Raw genomic sequence first — 20248 nt, 5'->3', positions numbered from 1 at the left:
CAGCAACATCGTGTTTCTCCCCCGACAATAAACAAACAGGCATTGCTCACACAGATCGGGCTTTTGCGTCCATCAACGATCGTTGCTGGGGACCAGGCCATGGATGCAGACGTCATAGACCTGTGGCGTACAGCCCACCCATTCGGAAACCTCCATCTGATACGCAGAGGTACGAGTCTGGATAAGGTGCAACTGGATCTGTGCGCATCCAGCGGCATTCAAGTGGTCAACACGCCTGGGGTCAACGCGCCGCACGTCGCGGCTTATATGGTGCGCTGGCTGACACTCGCCGACGGTTCGCTACCCCGTGACATCTGCGTACTGGGATATGGCAATGTCGGTCAGGAACTCGTCAAGTTACTGCTTGATCGAGATCCCGAAGTTCGAATCAAGGTATTGAGCCGATACCGTCTGGCGCCTGACAGGAACGCAGTACAAAGCAGTCGAGTGTCATTTGTGGTGGATTGGTTGGAGGCGATGAGAGGGGCCAGCGCAGTCGCCCTCTGCTTGTCTTTGACGAATGACTCTACTCATCGCATTGACCGCGCTCTTATTCACTGTATGCACCCGCAGGCCCGCCTGGTTTGCGTCGCCAAACCGCACGTCTTCAGCGATGACGCTTTGCAGGCCCTGGCGCAAGCCGAGGGCATCCAGCTTGTATTGGACTATGGGCCGGTAACACTGGACTCGTTTCGAGTGCGCACGCAAAAGCTCGGTTGCAGTGTCTCCACATGGCGCAACCCGGCGATGCTGACTGCGCAGGCGGCCACTACCGAAGGCTGCCAGTGCGATCTGGACTATGCGGTCTCCATTCAACTGAGCTTGACGGCCTTGCACGGCGTCGTCAGGCGCAGACTTGCGCAGCCATTGACGATCCCCTCTCAACAGATAGACCCCCAGGCGCCACGCGTATCGATCATCGGTAGAGGGATTAACGGCCTGTTCCAAGCCGTGATGTTTCGCCTGGCGAATTATCAGGTCGACGTATACGGCGGCAACCGGCAGAGCGACGGCGCCAGTCACAAGCAGGTGAACATGCGTCATCTGTCAGCGACGGAGACAACGGCAAAACCGCTGCATAACCCGTTCCTGCTGTCAGGAAACCAGCATTTGGCCGTTGAGTGCAATCGAGCAGGCATTGAACTGTTTGAAAAGCTTTTGGCCGATAACCCGTCGCTGGCACCCTGTGCACGCGCGCGGATTGTAAGAGCCTATAGGGACGATGCCACTGACGTAGAGGACGCGATCCGCGAGCAACGCGATATCCAAGCAAGGCCTTGGCCGAGCGGTAAACCGGGAGGTGAAGTCGCAGAGATCAGCCAACGGCAATTCCAGGCAAGTTATGGCGTCCCTGGCGTCGGTCGGGCCGTGGAAGTATCGGGTTATGAGGTAGGGTTTAATGATCTGACGCGGGAGTTAGAGCGGCTGTTGCAGCGTTCGGGGGTTCAATTTCGGCCCCAATATCTTAACCCGGTACAAATTGCCGAGCTGAGTAAAGATCACTTTGTCGTCACTGCCATGGGCGTAGAGGAACCCAATGTCATCGCGGTCATTGGCTGGTTTTTCAAACTGTGCGCCAAAGATAATGAAGGGGCCGAAATGTGCGGACTCAAGCTGCAGTACGATTTACCTATCGGGGTCATGAATTGCCGCCTGGACGGGGATCACATTCTGATCTCCGGCGGGCAGGTTGCGCCTGGGTCGACATTGGAGCACAAGGAACACGTACTCGAGGCGTGCCTTGCCGCGGTATCTCGGCACTTTCCACGGTCCTACCGCAATGCGGTCGAAAAGGACGACCTGCAAATAATCGAATGTGCCAGGCCGGGCACCTCAGATGGACTGTCGATAGTGCATTGGTCCGCCCACCATCAAATCGCGGCCGGGGGAACCTATGCAGGGGGCACCACACAGGGATTGGTGTGGGCCTCTTTGGTTCAGGAAACGATTCAGGCCAGAGCGCATGAACGGTGAATGATAAAAAACCGGTGCGACATCCGCTGTCGCACCCGCTGAGGGAGCCGCTATAAAGCTGTTTACCTCAAACCGCCCCCGCCGCCACCGCCCCCGGTTTACGCGACAACACACTCACCAGCACAAAACTCACCAACGCCACCGCGAGGCTGTAGTAAATCGGGGTGTTTGCGTCCAGCCCATCCTTGAACATGAATACCAACGCGGTCACGAAGCCCAGCGTCATCGAGGTGATCGCCCCGGAGGTGGTTGCACGCTTCCAGAAAATCGCGCCGATCAGCGGGATCAGCATGCCGCCTACCAACAGGTTGTAGGCCAGGGTCAGAGCGCTGATCACATCGTTCACCACCAGTGCGATACCCAGCACCGCTATTCCGGTCAGCAGGGTGAACAGGCGGTTAACGCCCAGGCTCGACTGTTTGCCACCGCGCAAGCGTGGCAGTAAGTCCTCGGTTAGTACGGTGGAGGCGGCGAGCAGCCCGGCGCTGGCGGTTGACATCATTGCCGCCAGGGCAGCGGCAATCACCAAGCCACGAATGCCGTCCGGCAGGGAGGCTTTGACGATGGCGGCGAACGCGTTGTTGACGTTATCCAGGTCCGGGATCAGCACATGCGCGGCCATGCCGATCAATGCGCACGCCAGGCCGTAAAGAATGCAGTAGAAGCCGGCGAACGTGCCTGCGTACTGGGCGACTTTTTCGTCACGGGCAGTGAATACGCGCTGCCAGATGTCCTGGCCGATCAGGATGCCGAAGAAGTAGATCATGAAGTAGGTGATGATCGTGTCCCAGCCGATCGCGGTGAAGCTGAAACTCGAGGCCGGCAGCCTGGCCACCAGTTCGTCCCAGCCGCCGACACGGTATAGGCAGATCGGCAGCAGGATGAACATCAGTCCGACGGTCTTGATCACGAACTGCACGATATCGGTCAGGGTCAGCGACCACATGCCGCCAATCGTCGAATACACCACGACCACGCCACCGCCCAGCAGCACCGAGATCCAGAACGGCAGGCCGAACAGCACCTGCAGGACGGTGCCGATGGCCAGGATCGAGGTCACCACGACCATCAGCGCGTAGGTCAGCATGATCACCGCGCTGGCTTGGCGCGCCATGGGGTTGTAGCGTTTTTCCAGGACCTGGGTGACGGTGAAGATTTTCAGTTTCAACAGCGGCTTGGCCAGGAACAGGTTCAGCGCAATGATCCCCGTGCCCAGCGCGGCGCACAGCCAAAAACCGGAAATGCCGTGCACATATCCCAGGCGCACGGTGCCAACGGTAGAGGCACCACCCAGCACCGTGGCGGCCATGGTGCCCATATAGAGAGACGGGCCGAGGTTGCGCCCGGCGACCAAGTAGTCTTCGTGGGTCTTGGCGCGGCGCATGCCGTAGTAGCCGAGCACGAGCATGCCGGCGGCGTAGATGAGTACGACGAATAAATCCAAGGCCATGACGGCGAGTCTCCGATTATTTTTTATTGTGCAGAAGGCGCTTGCTGTGGCGAGGGAGCTTGCTCCCGTTCGACAGCGAAGCTGAAGCCGGCTTTTTTAGGACCGCTTCGCAGTCCAGCGGGAGCAAGCTCCCTCGCCACAAACGTCGGTCCATAGACGGCAGCCGGTTCCGGAAACAGCCGCAGCAGGCTCAGGTACACCACCGAGGCCAGGCCCAGCGTTACCGGCAAGCTGATGTCGATGCCCTCGGCCAGGTTGCCCAGCGGCCCGACGAACTGCCCCGGCAGGTTGACGAAGCACAGGCCCACCAGCGCGCTCGGGATCCAGGCCCCCAGCCCGCGCCAGTTCCAGCCATGGCTGAACCAGTAGCGGCCGCCGGTTTCGCCACGGGTGAACACCTGCAGGTCATCCGGGCAATAAAAGCCTCGGCGTACGATCAGGCCGATGATCATCATCACCATCCATGGGGTGGTGCAGGTGATGATCAGCACGGCGAAGGTCGACACGCTCTGCACCAGGTTGGCGGCGAAACGTCCGATAAAGATGAAGGCAATCGACATTACCCCGATCAGCAGCGTGGCCTTGACCCGTGACAGCAGGCGTGGAAACACGCTGGACATGTCCAGCCCGGTGCCATACAGCGAGGTGGTGCCGGTGGACATGCCGCCGATCACCGCAATCAGGCACACCGGCAGGAAGAACCAGCTCGGTGCCACCGCGAGCAAGCCGCCCACATAGTTGTTGCTGGCGATATAGTCCGGTGCCTTGACCGCCACGATGGTCGCGGTAGCCAGGCCGAACAGGAACGGAATCAAAGTGGCAACCTGAGCCAGGACCACCGCCAGCATGATCCGGCGCTTCGGGGTGTGGCGCGGGATGTAGCGCGACCAGTCGCCGAGGAACGCGCCGAAGGAAATCGGGTTGCTCATCGCCACCAGCGCGGCGCCGATAAACGCCGCCCAGAAGCCGCTCTGACCGAGGGCGACGCTGCCGGCGAAGTGGCTGTCGAAGGCCGGCGCAAAGGCGAAGATACCCAGCAGGAACAAGACGCTCGCGGCCCACACCGCAATCCGGTTGACCCACAGCATGAAGCGAAACCCGTAGATGCACACCGTCAGCACCAGAAGGGCGAAGACGCCGTAGGCCAGGCCCAGGGTCAGGTCGGATTCCGGCAGGCCGATCAGACGTTTCGCACCACCCACCAGCGCATCGCCTGAACTCCACACCGAGAGTGATAAGAAGGCAATCGCCGTCAGCAACGACAGAAACGAGCCGACAATCCGCCCATGCACGCCGAAATGCGCGCCGGAAGACACAGCGTTGTTGGTACCGTTGATCGGCCCGAACAGGCCCATGGGCGCCAGGATCACTGCGCCCACCAGCACGCCCAGCACAATCGCCCAGACCCCGGCCTGGAACGACAGGCCGAACAGCACCGGGAACGCGCCCAGCACGGCGGTGGCAAAGGTATTTGCACCGCCGAAGATCAGCCGGAACAGATCCTTAGGGGCGGCGGTGCGTTCGTGGTCGGGGATCTGTTCGACCCCGTTGGTTTCTATGGTGCGAATACTGTTTTGGTTGTTTTTATTATTCATGATCAGCTCCGATCACATTGGCTAAGGGGGCGGCAGCCCTTCCGGCATAGCGGACAAATGTTCGTGACAGGCCAGCCACAGGCCTTGTTGTTGTTCTGTGCGCGACCCTTGCCGTGTGAAGACGATGGTCTCGCGTTCCTGGCTGAAGTGATGCTCCCCGTTCATGCGCAGCTCGGTGGCCACGTCATGCATGAAAATCGCCACGTCACCCTGCAGGCTGACAACGGCGTTGCTCGAGGTGCACGACAGCACCTCGAACCCCTCGTCCCGGCGCCAGCTGTCCCACAACGCCTGGTAGGCATCGCGGCTGAGCAGTGGCTGGGGGAGGGTATGGAACACAAAACTCGCATCGGCCGTGAACGCGCCGAAGTAAGCGGCGCGGTCGTTGCGAGCGAAGGCCGAGACCAGCGCGGCCGCCGCCTTGAGCACCGCTGGCACGCTCATCAGCGATGTGCCACGCCAGGCAGCACGCAGAGCATCTCGTACAGCAGGTTGGCGCCGAGCAGTGAGGTATTGCCGGTGGTGTCGTAGGGCGGCGAAACTTCCACCAGGTCACAACCAATCAAATCCAGGCCCTGGCAGCCACGGATGATCTCGATCGCCTGAATGGTGGTCAGCCCGCCGATTTCCGGGGTGCCGGTGCCAGGCGCCCAGGCCGGGTCGATGCCGTCGATGTCAAAGCTCAGGTACACCGGGCCGCCGCCGACTTTTTCGCGCACTTCGGCCATCAAGGGCGCGAGGGAGTGGTGCCAGCATTCTTCGGCCTGGACCACGCGAAAGCCCTGTTTGCGGCTCCAGTTGAAGTCTTCGGCGGTGTAGCCCTGGGCGCGCAGGCCGATCTGCACCACGCGGTCGCAATCGAGCAAACCCTCTTCCACGGCGCGGCGGAAGGTGGTGCCGTGGGCGATTTTTTCGCCGAACATATGGTCGTTGACGTCGGCGTGGGCATCGATGTGCACCAGCCCGACCTTGCCGTGTTTCTTGTGGATGGCCCGCAGGATCGGCAGGGTGATGGTGTGGTCGCCGCCCAGGGTCAGGGGGATGACGTCGTGTTCGAGGATTTCATCGTAAGCCTCTTCGATGATGCGCACGGCGTCGAGCAGGTTGAAGGTGTTGATCGCCACATCGCCGATATCGGCAACCGAGAGCGAATCGAACGGCGCCGCACCGGTGGCCATGTTGTACGGGCGGATCATCACCGATTCGGCGCGGATTTCACGCGGGCCGAAGCGGGTGCCAGCGCGCAGCGAGGTGCCGATGTCCAGGGGCACGCCGACAAACGCGGCGTCCAGGCCCTTGGCCGTTTGCAGGTGGGGCAGGCGCATCATGGTGGCGATGCCGGCGAAGCGCGGCATTTCGTTGCCGCCCAGTGGTTGGTGGAAAATCTTGTCCACGGGATTGCCTCATCGTTGTTGTGGTTATCTGGGGGGCGATTCTGCGAAATACATGGAAACGAAAGAATCGCCACGGGCAAATACTTAGTTCAGATTTTTCTAAACTAAAGCCTGGGGTAGACTGCGCTGCTTGAGCTGAATCCGGAGAACCCATGGCCAACGCCTTGCCCGACCTGAAACTCCTGCGCATCTTCGTCAGCGTCGTGCGCCACCAGGGGTTCGCCAATGCCCAGCACGAACTCAACCTGTCGACGTCAGCCATCAGCACCTATATGAGCCAGCTGGAATCGGCGCTGGGCCTGGTGCTGTGCCACCGCGGGCGGGGCGGCTTCAGCCTGACCAGCAAGGGCGAGCTGTTTCATCAGGAAACCTTGCGTTTATTGGCCGAGCTGGAAGGCTTCGAGCAATATGCCGCCGCGTTGAAGGGCGAGTTGCGCGGCACCCTCAAGCTCGGTGTGCTCGACTCCACCGTCAGCGATAAAGCCCTGCCGTTCGCCGAGGTGATTGGCGCCTACAGCCTCGAACATCCGGCGGTACATTTGCATCTGTCGGTGTTGAGCCCTTATGAACTGCAACTGGGGGTGCAGGACAATCGCCTGGACCTGGCCATCGGCGCATTCTCCAACCGCATGAGCGGGCTGATCTATATGCCGTTGTACCGCGAGCAGCACTGGCTGTATTGCAGCACCCGGCATCCGTTGTTCAACGAGCGGCGCATCCCCGAGCAGGTCATCACCCAGCAACGCATGGTCGGGCGCGGCTACTGGAGCCAGGCCGAACTGGCGCGCCATGGCTTCAAGCACAGTGCCGCGACGGTAGAAAGCATGGAGGCGCAGCTGATCCTGGTGCTGTCGGGCGCCTACATCGGCTATTTACCCGAGCACTACGCGCAAGCCTGGGCCGACAAGGGCGACCTGCGCGTGCTGCTGCCGGCGACCTTTGGCTACCAAGCGCCGTTTTCGATGATCATGCGTCGGGGGCGCAGCCGCGAGCCGCTGATCCAGACCTTCCGCGATTTACTCAAAGCCCAGCTCAACCAGGCCTGAAAACCATGTCCAGACCCCAGTGTTCCCGTTGCCTCAGACCACTCAGCCACTGTTTGTGTTCGCTGATCCCCAGCCTCGACAGTCGCACCCGCGTGCTGCTGTTGCAGCATCCGAGCGAGGTCAACCATGCGCTCAATACTGCGCGATTGGCGGCGTTGGGGCTGAACAATGCGCAGTTGGTGGTGGGGGAGGTGTTTAACGACCTGGCGACGTTGTTGAACCCGCCCGGCTATCAGGCGCGCCTGCTGTTCCCGGCCGATGATGCGCAGCCTTTGCAAGCCTATACGCCTGGTGATCAGCCGCTGCTGCTGGTGGTGCCCGATGGCACTTGGCGCAAGGCGCGCAAGTTGTTGCACCTCAACCCTTTGCTGGCAGCGTTGCCTCGGGTGACGCTGGCCAACGGCGGCGTTTCCCAGTATCGCTTGCGCAAGGCGCCAGGGCCTGGAGCCTTGTCGACGGTCGAAGCGATCGTGCAAGCGTTGCAGGTACTGGAAGCGCCGACATCCTTTGAGCCGCTGTTGAAACCCTTTGAAGCATTGATCGAGGGGCAGATTGCGGCGATGGGGGAAGAGGTTTTTCAGAGAAATCATGGCGGTGGGGATTAGAGCCCGGCTGGTTATCGAGGTGCGGCCATCGGGGGCAAGCCCCCTCCCACATTCGACCGCATTCTCATGTTGGAACGCGATCAACTGTGGGAGGGGGCTTGCCCCCGAGGGCGCCCTCATCGGCACCACACCTCTGCCTTATTCCTATAAGCCATAAGCACCGCACTTTGCGTGATATGGCGCGCCGACCTTTCCCGGTATGATGTGCGCCCCGCAGTCTGGATTGCGAATACGCCATGACCTTGCAGTACCCTACAATCGCCGATTGCGTCGGCAATACCCCTCTGGTCCGCTTGCAACGCATGGCGGGTGAAACCAGCAATACCTTGTTGCTCAAGCTTGAAGGCAACAACCCCGCCGGTTCCGTCAAGGACCGCCCGGCGTTGTCGATGATCACCCGCGCCGAACTGCGCGGGCAGATCAAGCCGGGCGACACGCTGATCGAAGCCACCTCGGGTAATACCGGGATCGCCCTGGCCATGGCCGCCGCGATCAAGGGTTACAAGATGGTGCTGATCATGCCCGACAACGGCAGCGCCGAGCGCAAGGCGGCGATGACCGCCTATGGCGCCGAACTGGTGCTGGTCACCCAGGAAGAAGGCATGGAAGGCGCCCGCGACCTCGCCGAACGCATGGCCGCCGAAGGCCGTGGCGTGGTGCTGGACCAGTTCGCCAACGGGGATAACCCCGAAGCGCACTACACCAGCACCGGCCCGGAAATCTGGCGCCAGACCCAGGGCACCATCACCCATTTCGTCAGTTCCATGGGCACCACCGGCACCATCATGGGCAATTCGCGCTACCTCAAGGAGCAGAACCCGGCGATTCAGATCGTCGGCCTGCAACCGATGGAAGGCGCGGCCATCCCCGGTATCCGGCGCTGGCCCGAAGAGTACTTGCCGAAGATCTACAACGCCGCGCGCGTGGACCGCATCATCGACATGGCCCAGCGCGAAGCCGAGGACACCACCCGGCGCCTGGCGCGTGAAGAAGGCATCTTCTGCGGCGTGTCGTCCGGCGGCGCCGTGGCCGGTATGTTGCGCTTGTCCAGGGAAGTCGAAAACGCGGTGATCGTCGCGATCATCTGTGACCGAGGCGACCGCTACCTGTCGACCGGCATCTTCGACGAACCCAACTGATGGCCAAGCACGAGAGAGGCCTGCGCTTCCAACCGACGGGCGGCAGCCGGGCCCCGCAAATCCCCGTGGGCAAGAAGCAGCGCCTGACCATCGAGCGCCTGGCCAACGACGGTCGCGGCATTGTGTTCTTCGAAGGCCGCACCTGGTTCGTCAACGGTGCGCTGGCCGGCGAAGAGGTGGAAGCGCGGGTGCTCGGCGCCCACGGCAAGGTGGTCGAGGCGCGCACCGAGCGGGTGTTCAAGGCCAGCGAACTGCGCCGCCCGGCTCCCTGCGCGCACTTTGGCCGCTGTGGCGGCTGCAGCGTGCAGCATTTGCCTCACGACGAACAACTTGCCCTGAAACAGCGCATGCTCGCCGAGCAATTGTCGCGCGTGGCCGGTGTCGAACCGCAAGAGTGGGCCGCGCCCCTGAGCGGGCCGGAATTCGGCTACCGCCGTCGTGCCCGCGTGGCCGTGCGCTGGGATGCCAAGGCCAAAAAGCTCGAGGTGGGTTTCCGCGCGGTGGCCAGCCAGGACATCGTCGCCATCGATGATTGCCCGGTACTGGTACAGGCCTTGCAACCGATCATGCAGCGTCTGCCGAACATGCTGCGCCGCTTGAGTAAACCGCAGGCTTTAGGGCATGTGGAGCTGTTCAGCGGCTCGTCCATCGCCGTGTTGCTTCGACATATGGCACCGCTGTCTGACGCGGACATGCAGGTACTGCAGGAATTTTGCACCTTCCATGACGCCCAGTTGTGGCTGCAGGGCGAGGGGCCGCCGCAACCGGTCGAGCCGGGCAGGGCGCTCGGTTTCCGCCTTGAGGCGTGGGATTTGGAGCTGGCTTACCGGCCGGGAGATTTTGTGCAGGTCAACGCCGGGGTCAACGAGGCGATGGTCGCCCAGGCCCTGCAATGGTTGGCGCCGCAACCCGATGAGCGGGTGCTGGACCTGTTTTGCGGGCTGGGCAATTTTGCCCTGCCACTGGCCCGGCAGGTACGCGAAGTCGTTGCGGTGGAAGGCGTTCAGGCTATGGTGGAGCGCGCTGCAGAGAATGCCATCAGCAATAATTTGCATAATGTGCAGTTTTTTCAGGCCGATTTGTCCCAGCCCCTGACCGACGCGGAATGGGCCAAACAGGGCTTTTCTGCGGTACTCTTGGACCCACCCCGCGATGGTGCCCAGGAGGTTGTGCGCAAACTGGCCGCCCTGGGAGCCAAGCGCCTGGTGTATGTGTCCTGCAACCCCGCCACGCTGGCGCGGGACACGGTTGAGTTGGTCAAGCAAGGTTACCGGCTAAAGCGTGCCGGGATCCTCGACATGTTTCCGCAGACAGCGCATGTCGAGGCCATGGCGTTATTTGAAGCGGGCTAGGATGCCCGTTTAATCCGACTGGCCTGCAGTCTCCAGGGCCGTGAACGGCCAGGGAGCCTGCAGCAAGGTCGGCGATGATTTTTGGCGCATCCAAGGTGCGTCGTAGGGAAGGTAAGCAAGATGGTACAGGTGAGAGCACACCAGCCGATCAACACCGACGGCAGTATCAATCTCGAGGCATGGCTGGATCATGCCGTCAGTGTCGACCCGGCACTGGACCGTGAAGCCTTGAAAGCAGCCTGCGAGTTCGCTCGTGAGTCTGAACAACAGGACAATGCGGCCAAGAACCTGTGGGCGGAAGGCACGTCGAGCTTTCGTACCGGGTTGGAAATCGCCGAGATCCTTGCCGATCTCAAGCTGGACCAGGATTCGCTGATCGCCGCCGTGCTCTATCGCGGTGTGCGTGAAGGGCATATCCCGTTGCCGACCGTCGGCCAGCGTTTCGGCGCCGTGGTGGCCAAGCTGATCGACGGCGTGCTGCGCATGGCGGCCATCAGTGCCAGCCTCAGCCCGCGCCAATCGATGGTGCTGGGCACCCAGGGCCAGGTGGAAAACCTGCGCAAAATGCTGGTAGCGATGGTCGACGACGTGCGCGTCGCGCTGATCAAGCTGGCCGAACGTACCTGCGCGATCCGTGCGGTGAAAACCGCCGATGACGAGAAGCGCAACCGCGTCGCCCGCGAGGTCTTCGACATCTACGCGCCGCTGGCGCACCGCCTGGGTATCGGTCATATCAAATGGGAGCTGGAGGACCTGTCCTTCCGCTACCTCGAACCCGATCAATACAAACAGATCGCCACGCTGCTGCACGAGCGGCGGCTCGACCGCGAGCGCTTTATCAGCGACGTGATGGGCCAGTTGCGCGCCGAGTTGCAGGCCACCGGCGTTGATGCCGACATCAGCGGCCGCGCCAAGCACATCTATTCGATCTGGCGCAAAATGCAGCGCAAGGGCCTGGCGTTCAGCCAGATCTACGACGTACGCGCCGTGCGTGTGCTGGTGCCGGAAATGCGCGATTGCTACACCGCGCTGGGTATCGTGCATACCCTGTGGCGGCATATTCCCAAAGAGTTCGACGACTACATCGCCAACCCCAAGGAAAACGGCTACCGCTCGCTGCACACGGCGGTGATCGGCCCTGAAGGCAAGGTGTTGGAAGTGCAGATCCGCACCCACGCCATGCACGAAGAGGCGGAGTTGGGCGTTTGCGCGCACTGGCGTTACAAGGGCACCGACGTCAAGGCCGGTTCCAACCAGTACGAAGAGAAAATCTCCTGGTTGCGCCAGGTGCTGGAATGGCACGAAGAGCTCGGCGACATCGGCGGTCTGGCCGAACAGTTGCGCGTGGATATCGAACCGGACCGGGTCTACATCTTCACCCCCGACGGCCACGCCATCGATTTGCCCAAGGGCGCCACGCCACTGGACTTCGCTTACCGCGTGCACACCGAAATCGGCCACAACTGCCGGGGCGCCAAGATCAACGGGCGCATCGTGCCGCTCAACTACAGCCTGCAAACCGGTGAGCAGGTCGAGATCATCACCAGCAAGCACGGCACGCCGAGCCGCGACTGGCTGAACCCGAACCTGGGTTACATCACCACCTCGCGGGCGCGGGCGAAGATCGTGCACTGGTTCAAACTGCAGGCCCGCGACCAGAACGTCGCCGCCGGCAAGACCTTGCTCGAACGCGAACTGGCGCGCCTGGGCCTGCCCCAGGTGGACTTCGACAAGCTGGCCGAAAAGGCCAACATGAAGATCGCCGAAGACATGTTCGCCGCCCTCGGTGCGGGCGATTTGCGCCTGGCCCAGCTGGTCAACCTGGCCCAGCAACTGGTGGAGCCGGAGCGCGGCAACGAACAGCTGGAACTGATCCCCCGCAAGGCCACCGGCTACAAGCCCGGCAAACGTGGCGATATTCAGATCCAGGGCGTGGGCAACCTGATGACGCAAATGGCCGGCTGCTGCCAGCCGTTGCCGGGCGATGCCATCGTCGGCTACATCACCCAGGGACGCGGGGTGAGCATTCACCGCCAGGACTGCGCCTCGGTGCTGCAGTTGGGCGGGCGCGAGCCGGAGCGGATCATCCAGGTCAGCTGGGGCCCGGTGCCGGTGCTCACGTACCCGGTGGACATCATCATCCGTGCCTACGACCGCTCCGGGTTGCTGCGCGACGTCTCGCAGGTGCTGCTCAATGAGCGGATCAACGTGCTGGCGGTCAACACCCGCTCGAATAAAGAGGACAACACCGCGTTGATGTCCCTGACCATCGAGATTCCGGGGCTGGACGCGCTGGGGCGGTTGCTGGGGCGGATATCGCAGTTGCCGAACATCATTGAGACGCGGCGTAATCGCACTCCATGAACGCGGTTTAAAATGTGGGAGGGGGCTTGCCCCCGATGAGGGAGGGTCAGCTGGCACCTTTATTGACTGACCCATTGCAATCGGGGGCAAGCCCCCTCCCACATTGGATCGGCGGTGTTCATACCTGATTGGAAATACGATGATGTATTCACTTGAAGACCTGCTGCACCTCATGAGCCGCCTGCGCGATCCGCAATACGGCTGCCCATGGGACATCAAGCAAACCTACGCCACTATCGTGCCGCATACCCTGGAAGAGGCCTACGAAGTGGCCGACGCCATCGAGCGTGGCGACTTCGATCATCTGCAAGGCGAGTTGGGCGATCTGTTGTTCCAGGTGGTGTATTACAGCCAGCTGGCGCGGGAAGAAGGGCGCTTCGAATTTGCCGGAGTGATCGACAGCATCACCCGCAAGCTGATCCGCCGTCACCCCCATGTGTTCCCGACCGGCGACCTGTATGCACCGCTGGATATTCCTCAACTGAGCGAAGAGCAGGTCAAGCAGCGCTGGGAGCAGATCAAGGCCGAGGAGCGCGCGGAAAAATCCGACGCACCCGAGCAATTGTCCCTGCTCGATGACGTGCCCACTGCCTTGCCGTCCCTGTCCCGTGCCGCCAAGCTGCAGAAGCGCGCCAGCCAGGTGGGTTTCGACTGGCCGTCGGCGTTGCCGGTGGTGGATAACGTGCGCGAAGAGCTGGATGAAGTGCTCGAAGCCATGGCCGATAACGACTCGGCAGCCATTGCCGATGAAGTCGGTGACCTGCTGTTTGCCGCGGTCAACCTGGCCCGTCACCTCAAGGTCGACCCGGAAACCGCGTTGCGTGGCGCCAATGCCAAGTTCGAGCGGCGTTTCCGATTTATCGAACAGGCATTGCGCGAGACGCATCAACCCATAGAAGATTGCACCCTCGAAACGTTGGACGCCCTGTGGGGCGAAGCCAAACGCCAGGAAAAGAATGTTTCCAGCTGCGGTTGAGCAGTTGCCTAAGTGAGTACGCACCATGAGCCTTTCCCTTCGCGACCAGTTGCTCAAAGCAGGTCTGGTCAACCAAAAGCAGGCCAAACAGGTCGGCAAAGAGAAGCAGAAACAACAGCGGCTGGTCCACAAGGGGCAGGCCGAGGTCGATGACACCCAGGCGCGCCTGGCGGCCGAGGCGCACGCCGAGAAGGTCAAGCGCGACCAGGAGCTGAACCGTCAGCAGCAGGAAAAAGCCGAGGCCAAGGCCCGCACGGCCCAGGTCAAGCAATTGATCGAAACCTCGCGCCTGCCCAAGCTGACCACCGAGGACTACTACAACTTCGTGGATGACAAGAAGGTCAAGCGCCTGTCGGTCAACACGCTGATGCGTAACAAGCTGAGCAACGGCTCCCTGGCCATCGTGCATCACGGCGGCGGCTACGAGGTGATCCCGCGCGAAGCCGCGCTGAAGATCCAGGAGCGCGCGCCGGAGCGTATCGTGCAGCTCAATATCCTGACGGAAAGCCAGGTGCCGGATGAGGATGATCCGTACGCCGCCTACCAGATCCCGGATGACCTGATGTGGTAAGCCGCTGAAAACAACAAACCCCGCCAAAAGGCGGGGTTTGTGTTTTTACCGTGCCGCGCCAGCCTGTTACCAATCCACCGCGTAGCTCAGGCTGAAGGTACGGCCTTCGGCATTCGGGTACGGCGCACGGGCGTTGGCCTGGGCGAACATGTTCTGGTAGTTGCGGTTGGTGAGGTTGTACACCGCACCTTCGAGGCGACCCACCGGCAGCCTTACCGAGCCCAGCAGGTCTACCAGCGTGTAGCCCTGGATATCGCGCCCGTTGTTGTCCTTGAACGCGGCGTCATAGTTGGCCAGGCGCATGCCCTGCAGGCGCAGGCTGTAGTCGCCACGGTCGTAGCCGACGAACGCGGTGGTCTTGGCCGGGGAGATACGGGTGGCGGGCAGGTCGATCCACTTGCCGTTCTGCTGGGTCTCGCCTTTGGAATAGGCGTACGTGCCGCCGACCGACCATTGGTCGGTGACGTTATACGTCAGGCTGGTTTCGATACCGCGCACGCGTTCTTTCTGGTTGATCAGACGCAGCACGCGATCATTGGCATCATAGAACTGCGTCACATCCGAGGTGTTTTCATACGCGGTGACATTGGCCAGCCACTTGTCCCAGTTGCCACGCCAGCCCAGTTCATAGCTGTTGACCTTCAACGCCTGGGCATTGAGGTCCTGAATGTTGTACGTGCTGTTGACGTCACGCAGGAAGCGCTGGATATCCGGCAGGGAAAAGCCCTGGCTGAAGTTGGCGAACACATCCTGGTTTTCACTCAGGTGGTACACCGCGCCGAGGTTGTAGAGGGTGTCGTCATACTTGAGGGTGCCGCCCGGCAGTGTCGCGCGGTTGCCGGTCTGAACGATTTCGCCATAGGCGATGCTGTCGTCGACCTTGCTCTCGATCCATTCACGGCGCACGCCACCGCGCAGGGTCCAGTCGCCGATGTCATAGGACAGTTGGCCGAAGATCGCCTTGGTGGTGGTCTGGATGTCCGGGCCCAGCTCGAAGGTGGTACCGGTCTTGGTGTAGGTCAGGCCGTTGACGCGGTACTGGTCGCCGCGTTGGCGCGAGGTTTCATGATCATAGTCGGCCCCCCAGACCAGGTTGCCGGTCGCCGGGCCGATGTCCGGCATTTGCGTGTCAATGGCGGCGCGCAGGCCATACACATCTTGCACGCTGTTGTTGTCCGACACCCCGGCTCGGCCCCGGGACAAGTCCGGGAAGAACAGCGCATCGGCGCGGCGCCAGTAACTTTCGACCTGCAAGCCCTGGCCGTAGAAGTCCTTGTCGGCGTAATTGAGGTTGACCGCCTGGTTGTGGGTGGACGGCTGGTCGTCCAGGTCCAGGCCTTTCACCGCGACGGCCTCGCTGGTGATGCGTGGGTTCTTGGTGTAGCGGGTGTCTTGTTCGTCTTTGTAGTCTTGCAGCGACAGGCTGAGCTTTTTGTCGTCATCCAGCTCGTAGCCGAAGCGACCTTGCAGGTCGTAGGTGTCGGTGTCCATGTTGCTGCCCTGGGACGTGTCCTGGGGAATGCGCTTGCCGTTGCCGTCGAACTGGTCGTTGCGTTGCACGGCGTTGCCCGACACATACCAGTCCAGCGGGCCCTGGCGGCCTGTCGCGCTCTGGAATGCCTGGTAGGAAAAGCCTTTGTGGCTGAGGTTGTCACCGGCGGTCATGCCGATCTTGCTGCTGAAGGCCAGGTCTTCACCTTTGTTGCGCTTGGTGATGATGTTGATGATGCCGCCCGATGCGCCGGCGCCGTAGACGCTGCTGGCGCCGGAAATCACTTCGATGCGCTCGATGCTTTCCGGTGCCACGCTGTTGAGCTGGCGGAAGTTGTCACGCGTGGCGTTCTGGGAAACCCCGTCGATCAGGATCAGCGTATTGCGCCCGCGAAGCGTCTGGCCGAAGTTGCTCATGCCGCCGCTGGAGGGCGCGATGCCGGGGACCAGTTGCCCGAGAATATCGGCAACCCGGCGTCCTGCCGAGGTCTGCTGGCGGATCTGTTCTTCATTGATGACCTGCACCGAGCCCGGGATCGCCGCAATGCTGGTCTCACTGCGCGTGGCCGAGACCACCGTGGCCTGTAGTTGCAGGCTGGTCGCCGGCGTTTCTTCAGTTTGATCGGCCCAGACGGGCGCACTGATCGACCCGAGCAGGGGCAGCAGAACGGCCCATTGTGATGTGTTCATGACCTTGCCTTTGAGTTATTAGAAGTAGTGACAGAAAAACCGGACGTCTCAGGTGTGCGGGTGAGCGAACGAATGGCGCGGATGCCCAGTGCAGCCAGGGCATACGTCAGCGCGACCAGCCAGAAGCTGTGCGCCAGGCCCACCATGGCCATGCCGATGCCACCCAGCAGCGCGCCGCACAACGCGCCGGCCTTGGCGGCGCTGTTGCCCAGGCCCAGGGCGAACCCCTGCTGGCTGGGTGCAACGGTGTTGGCGATCAGCGTGTAGGCCACCGGCAACAGCGCGCCTTGCCACACGCCCCACAGCAGCCGGCTGGCGAGGAAGCCAAACCATTCATTCGCCAATGCCGTGAAGGCCAGTGTGAAGGCGCAGGCCCAGGTGACCCACTCAATGATGCGCAGCGTGTGTGCAGGTTGGTGTCGATCAAACAGGCGGCCCCACAACGGCGCGGACAGTGCCAGGGTCAATGCGCTGGCGGCATAGCTGGCGCCGATCAGCCACGCGGGCGCATGCAGAACATCGGCAACATATAAGGCGTAGAACGGTTGCGGCATCATCTTGGCTGCTTGGATCAAGACGATGATCCCCAGCATCGCGCCGAGCCAGCCTTTGGGGAGTGCGGCGGGCGTCGAGGTGCGCGCGGGTCTCGATCGTGGTGAGTCGTTGGGTAAGAAGGCGCTGATTATTGCGCACAACAGGCAGACTGCGGTGGCGCTGTAGCACAGCAATGCGAAACCGGATATGTCCATCAGCCAGCCGCCCAACACCGGCCCGGCCAGGGAGCCCACGGCGGTGGCGGATTGCAGCCGCGCCAGGATATGCCCGCGACCGCCATCGCCGCAGTAGGCCAGCGCATAGGCCTGCGCGGCCGCAATAAAGCCGGCCAGCGCACCCTGCGCTACCCGGATCGCCACCAGCAGCCAGGGATCATAGGTGATGGCGGCCAGCGCCTGGCACACCGCCAGCGCCAGCAGCGCGCGGATGATCATCGGCTTGTGCCCGGTACGATCACCCAGGCGCCCCCACATGGGCGTGAGCACCATCGCCGCCATCATCGGCCCGGCATACACCAGCGCAGACAGCAGGCCGGTGTACTGGGCGTTGGCGGCGCCAAGCAATTTCTGGATTTGCAATGGCCAGAAAGGGCCACTCATTTCCATGGCGCCCATCGACACCAGCTGAATCACCACCAGCAAGCGCAGCGCCGTGCTGTTAGCCGACATTGGCGGCGCTACTCAGCGGGTTGGGCAGGCGCCCGACGATATCGGCATGGCTTTCCATCAGTCGCATGCGCATGAACGACTTGGCCGGCCAGTCCTGTTCCAGCAGCGCGGCACGTTCGGTCAGCCAGCGCTGAGGGTCGACCTCGCTGCGCACATCATCGAAGCACTGGCTGACCTGCGCTGACAGTTCATCCCACAACAGCGCCTGGGGAACCTCGAAGTGGCGCGCGCCGAGCAATACCAGCTCGCCCAAGTGGCACATGAACACTGTGTGCAGCAACTTGTCGCGCACGAAACCGGCATCGTCGTACAAGGTCATTTGCGGATCATGCAATTCGATATCCAGACCTTGGGCGTGCAAGGTTTTGCGGTCGATCCGGATATCGCCGAAATCGCGCAACAACAGGCGGCTGACTTGCCCGTCCGCGCCCATGACCATAAAGGAATTCTGCTGATGGGCCTCGAAGGCTACGCCATAGCGCAGGTACATGCCCAGCAGGGCCGGCACGGCAATGGATGCGTAGTCTTTGAAAAATGCACAGAGGGCCTGCGCATCGTCAGCGCCTTGGCTCAGGCGGACCCACTGCCTCAGCAACGGCTGCCCATGCTGGTCGGTGGCAAACAGGCTGCCCACCGGGACGGCCATTTCCCCGGTTTGGAGCAGGCTCTGCGGGTTGTCGCGATAAAGCACCGCCAGGTGGCGGGAGTGCTCGTCATTCACCGGCTGTGGCTTGAAATGCACGCCCAGGCTTTCGGGGACGATGCTGAGGATGTTCTGCAGCCCGGGCTCACGGGCCAGGATGGTCTGCAGTAGATGGCTGATCCGCGGCCCCATACGCGCCGAGCGTGGCGACACCGTGCGCTGCACGCTGGTCAGGCGCAGCGAAACCGGAAGCTTGACCATGGGCGCATCGCTGCGGCCCTCAGGCAAAACGGTGCGGAACGACATGGTCGGGTGGGCCGTGAATGCAACGATATCGGTGAGCACCAACAGCTGGTCGCCGATTTCATTGGCGAACAGCTGCGGTAGCTCCTGGCGAGCTTGCCAAGGGTGGGCAGGCAGCGGCAGATAATCGCGGGCCTCAAGGCCCTGTGCGGTCAGGTGCGCCGTCAATTGGCGGGCAGCTTGGGGGAAGTGCCCTTGCCACCACTGCCAGTAATCCGCCGTGCCGGCCAGGCTTTCGACATGGGCGTACTGGCGGTGCAGCGCACACAGCAATACCGGGAAACGCGCTTCGAACTCAGGCGAGAATTCGATCACCTGGTCTGTCGCCAAACCCAGCTTGGTCTTGTAGTTGGGGTGCCAGGGATGGCCGAGCGTGCCCCATTGCTCAAGCACTGACGTCGGGTTGCCAGCCTCTGGGTCGTGCTTGAGGTAGCTGAGCAGGTTGTGCTGATGCACGGGGTCCATCGAGGCGTGCAGCTCGAGCGTCCATTGCTCGTGGAAGGCCAGGCACAGGGTATCGTTGATGAAGCTGTCGTCGATCTCTGTGTTGAGGCGGTCCAGGACCTCTGGGGCGGCAGGCGATTCGAGGCGGGTATTCAGTAAGGTCAGCAACTGCGACGGGAACTGGATGGTCTGTTCAGGCTGCCCAACCCGCAGGACGCTGACCTTGCCTCGCAAATCCCAGCTGGCCATGCGGCCGGGGCGCAGGTGCTCAAAGCGCAGGCGGCTCTGGTCGGGCAGCACCAGCCAGCAGTGGTCGTGTTCGTCATAACTGAGGGTGTTGGGATCGAGCAGGCCTTCACGAAATAGGGCCTGGATCAGGCGTTGAAAACTTCGTTCGCAGGCGGGCGCCAAGGTGGCGACCAGTGTCTGAAGGGTGATGTGCCTGGCCTGGAATTGACGCGTGGCCAGCGCTTCACCCCAACGGCCAAGCAGCGATTGTTCCGGTGTGGTGAGGTGTCCATGCATGAGGTCAAACTCCGTTTTCGTGGGGCCGAGTGAAAAGCGGAGCGATACTATCGAGAATCATTACCAATTGTCTATTTGTTGTTACGTTTTTATACCGTCGTAAGGATGCAGAGGAAAACGGGCACTTTATAAAACGAAAAACCCCGCTCAAAAAGGCGGGGTTTCTGTGTGTAGGCGACCTGGCTGCGTGGGCCGGGCCGTCTACGCGATGTCAGGGTTTCAGGAGCCTTCTGCCTGGCGTCTCATTTCAAGCGATTCAAGTTCGTTTTTATAATTGTGGGCATCGCTCTCGTTGTGGAACATGCCGACCAGCAAATCTTGTTGATGTACGTCCCAGATGTGAATCCCGTGGCCTATCGCTTCATGGGACATATGTTCATCGTCGCGTTCAGTTACTTTTACAGTCATCTGCTTGCTCCAATCTCTGGTTGATCTGCGGCAAGTCGTCGCAGGCCTTTGTTAT

General features: G+C 61.7%; 16 protein-coding genes. 8 read left to right on the top strand and 8 right to left on the bottom strand.

The annotated features are described in order from the left end of the window. Positions 1-99 precede the first annotated feature (99 nt). Positions 100-1974, top strand: a complete 1875-nt coding sequence (locus C4J86_RS18680; RefSeq protein WP_256681706.1) for an FAD-dependent oxidoreductase — start codon at positions 100-102, stop codon at positions 1972-1974. Between the two features lie 67 nt (positions 1975-2041). Here the strand turns inward: C4J86_RS18680 and C4J86_RS18675 are convergent, their stop codons facing one another. Genes C4J86_RS18675 through speB form a run of 4 tightly spaced genes read right to left on the bottom strand, consistent with a single transcriptional unit; the run spans position 2042 to position 6413 of the window. After that, positions 2042-3424 (bottom strand): sodium:solute symporter, encoded by a 1383-nt coding sequence (locus tag C4J86_RS18675; RefSeq protein ID WP_124371459.1) that lies wholly within the window; start codon positions 3422-3424, stop codon positions 2042-2044. A gap of 23 nt (positions 3425-3447) precedes the next feature. Further along, a complete protein-coding gene (locus C4J86_RS18670; protein ID WP_124371458.1) occupies positions 3448-5019 on the bottom strand; it encodes a cytosine permease in 1572 nt (523 codons plus the stop codon). 21 nt (positions 5020-5040) lie between these two features. Further along, positions 5041-5463, bottom strand: coding sequence for a nuclear transport factor 2 family protein (locus C4J86_RS18665; protein WP_124371457.1), 423 nt, complete (start codon positions 5461-5463; stop codon positions 5041-5043). Next, complete coding sequence (gene speB / locus C4J86_RS18660; protein ID WP_065909690.1) at positions 5463-6413, bottom strand: agmatinase; 951 nt, start codon at positions 6411-6413, stop codon at positions 5463-5465. The genes C4J86_RS18665 and speB overlap by 1 nt, the downstream gene beginning before the upstream one ends. 152 nt (positions 6414-6565) lie before the next feature. On the opposite strand from speB, the gene C4J86_RS18655 reads away from it, so the two are divergent. From C4J86_RS18655 to C4J86_RS18625, 7 genes are all read left to right on the top strand, one after another. Further along, positions 6566-7459: a LysR family transcriptional regulator gene (locus tag C4J86_RS18655; protein WP_124371456.1), complete on the top strand. Its 894-nt coding sequence runs from the start codon at positions 6566-6568 to the stop codon at positions 7457-7459. A gap of 5 nt (positions 7460-7464) precedes the next feature. Next, positions 7465-8064, top strand: a complete 600-nt coding sequence (locus C4J86_RS18650) for a tRNA-uridine aminocarboxypropyltransferase (RefSeq protein WP_124371455.1) — start codon at positions 7465-7467, stop codon at positions 8062-8064. Positions 8065-8300: 236 nt separating this feature from the next. Continuing rightward, a complete protein-coding gene (gene cysM / locus C4J86_RS18645) occupies positions 8301-9203 on the top strand; it encodes a cysteine synthase CysM (protein ID WP_124371454.1) in 903 nt (300 codons plus the stop codon). Then, entirely contained in the window at positions 9203-10555 is a 1353-nt protein-coding gene (rlmD, locus tag C4J86_RS18640) for a 23S rRNA (uracil(1939)-C(5))-methyltransferase RlmD (protein ID WP_124371453.1), read from the top strand. Before cysM ends, rlmD begins: the two co-directional genes overlap by 1 nt. Before the next feature lie 120 nt (positions 10556-10675). Beyond that, positions 10676-12919, top strand: coding sequence for a GTP diphosphokinase (gene relA, locus C4J86_RS18635; RefSeq protein WP_124363838.1), 2244 nt, complete (start codon positions 10676-10678; stop codon positions 12917-12919). Between the two features lie 142 nt (positions 12920-13061). Next, on the top strand, positions 13062-13895 hold the full coding sequence (gene mazG / locus C4J86_RS18630; RefSeq protein WP_124365193.1) for a nucleoside triphosphate pyrophosphohydrolase: 834 nt from the start codon (positions 13062-13064) through the stop codon (positions 13893-13895). Positions 13896-13920: 25 nt separating this feature from the next. After that, positions 13921-14466, top strand: a complete 546-nt coding sequence (locus C4J86_RS18625) for a DUF2058 domain-containing protein (protein WP_014719402.1) — start codon at positions 13921-13923, stop codon at positions 14464-14466. A 66-nt stretch (positions 14467-14532) separates the two neighbouring features. Here the strand turns inward: C4J86_RS18625 and C4J86_RS18620 are convergent, their stop codons facing one another. The 4 genes from C4J86_RS18620 to C4J86_RS18605 form a co-directional block, all read right to left on the bottom strand. Beyond that, positions 14533-16647: a TonB-dependent receptor gene (locus C4J86_RS18620; protein WP_124371452.1), complete on the bottom strand. Its 2115-nt coding sequence runs from the start codon at positions 16645-16647 to the stop codon at positions 14533-14535. Next, complete coding sequence (locus C4J86_RS18615; protein ID WP_124371451.1) at positions 16644-17870, bottom strand: MFS transporter; 1227 nt, start codon at positions 17868-17870, stop codon at positions 16644-16646. The genes C4J86_RS18620 and C4J86_RS18615 overlap by 4 nt, the downstream gene beginning before the upstream one ends. Next, entirely contained in the window at positions 17860-19785 is a 1926-nt protein-coding gene (locus tag C4J86_RS18610) for an IucA/IucC family siderophore biosynthesis protein (RefSeq protein ID WP_124371450.1), read from the bottom strand. Before C4J86_RS18610 ends, C4J86_RS18615 begins: the two co-directional genes overlap by 11 nt. 219 nt (positions 19786-20004) lie before the next feature. Next, positions 20005-20193, bottom strand: coding sequence for a hypothetical protein (locus C4J86_RS18605; protein ID WP_124367883.1), 189 nt, complete (start codon positions 20191-20193; stop codon positions 20005-20007). Positions 20194-20248: the final 55 nt, after the last annotated feature.

Source organism: Pseudomonas sp. R2-7-07 (assembly GCF_003852355.1).
In the GTDB taxonomy this organism is placed as follows: domain Bacteria; phylum Pseudomonadota; class Gammaproteobacteria; order Pseudomonadales; family Pseudomonadaceae; genus Aquipseudomonas.
This window is presented reverse-complemented; position numbering and strand designations above follow the sequence as displayed.

Coding starts and splice junctions, on each gene's coding strand:
- C4J86_RS18675 (WP_124371459.1), bottom strand. CDS start 3,424: ATGGCCTTGGATTTATTCGTCGTACTCATCTACGCCGCCGGCATGCTC.
- C4J86_RS18665 (WP_124371457.1), bottom strand. CDS start 5,463: ATGAGCGTGCCAGCGGTGCTCAAGGCGGCGGCCGCGCTGGTCTCGGCC.
- C4J86_RS18655 (WP_124371456.1), top strand. CDS start 6,566: ATGGCCAACGCCTTGCCCGACCTGAAACTCCTGCGCATCTTCGTCAGC.
- C4J86_RS18650 (WP_124371455.1), top strand. CDS start 7,465: ATGTCCAGACCCCAGTGTTCCCGTTGCCTCAGACCACTCAGCCACTGT.
- C4J86_RS18625 (WP_014719402.1), top strand. CDS start 13,921: ATGAGCCTTTCCCTTCGCGACCAGTTGCTCAAAGCAGGTCTGGTCAAC.
- C4J86_RS18610 (WP_124371450.1), bottom strand. CDS start 19,785: ATGCATGGACACCTCACCACACCGGAACAATCGCTGCTTGGCCGTTGG.
- rlmD (WP_124371453.1), top strand. CDS start 9,203: ATGGCCAAGCACGAGAGAGGCCTGCGCTTCCAACCGACGGGCGGCAGC.
- relA (WP_124363838.1), top strand. CDS start 10,676: ATGGTACAGGTGAGAGCACACCAGCCGATCAACACCGACGGCAGTATC.
- C4J86_RS18605 (WP_124367883.1), bottom strand. CDS start 20,193: ATGACTGTAAAAGTAACTGAACGCGACGATGAACATATGTCCCATGAA.
- mazG (WP_124365193.1), top strand. CDS start 13,062: ATGTATTCACTTGAAGACCTGCTGCACCTCATGAGCCGCCTGCGCGAT.
- C4J86_RS18670 (WP_124371458.1), bottom strand. CDS start 5,019: ATGAATAATAAAAACAACCAAAACAGTATTCGCACCATAGAAACCAAC.
- cysM (WP_124371454.1), top strand. CDS start 8,301: ATGACCTTGCAGTACCCTACAATCGCCGATTGCGTCGGCAATACCCCT.
- C4J86_RS18680 (WP_256681706.1), top strand. CDS start 100: ATGGATGCAGACGTCATAGACCTGTGGCGTACAGCCCACCCATTCGGA.
- C4J86_RS18620 (WP_124371452.1), bottom strand. CDS start 16,647: ATGAACACATCACAATGGGCCGTTCTGCTGCCCCTGCTCGGGTCGATC.
- C4J86_RS18615 (WP_124371451.1), bottom strand. CDS start 17,870: ATGTCGGCTAACAGCACGGCGCTGCGCTTGCTGGTGGTGATTCAGCTG.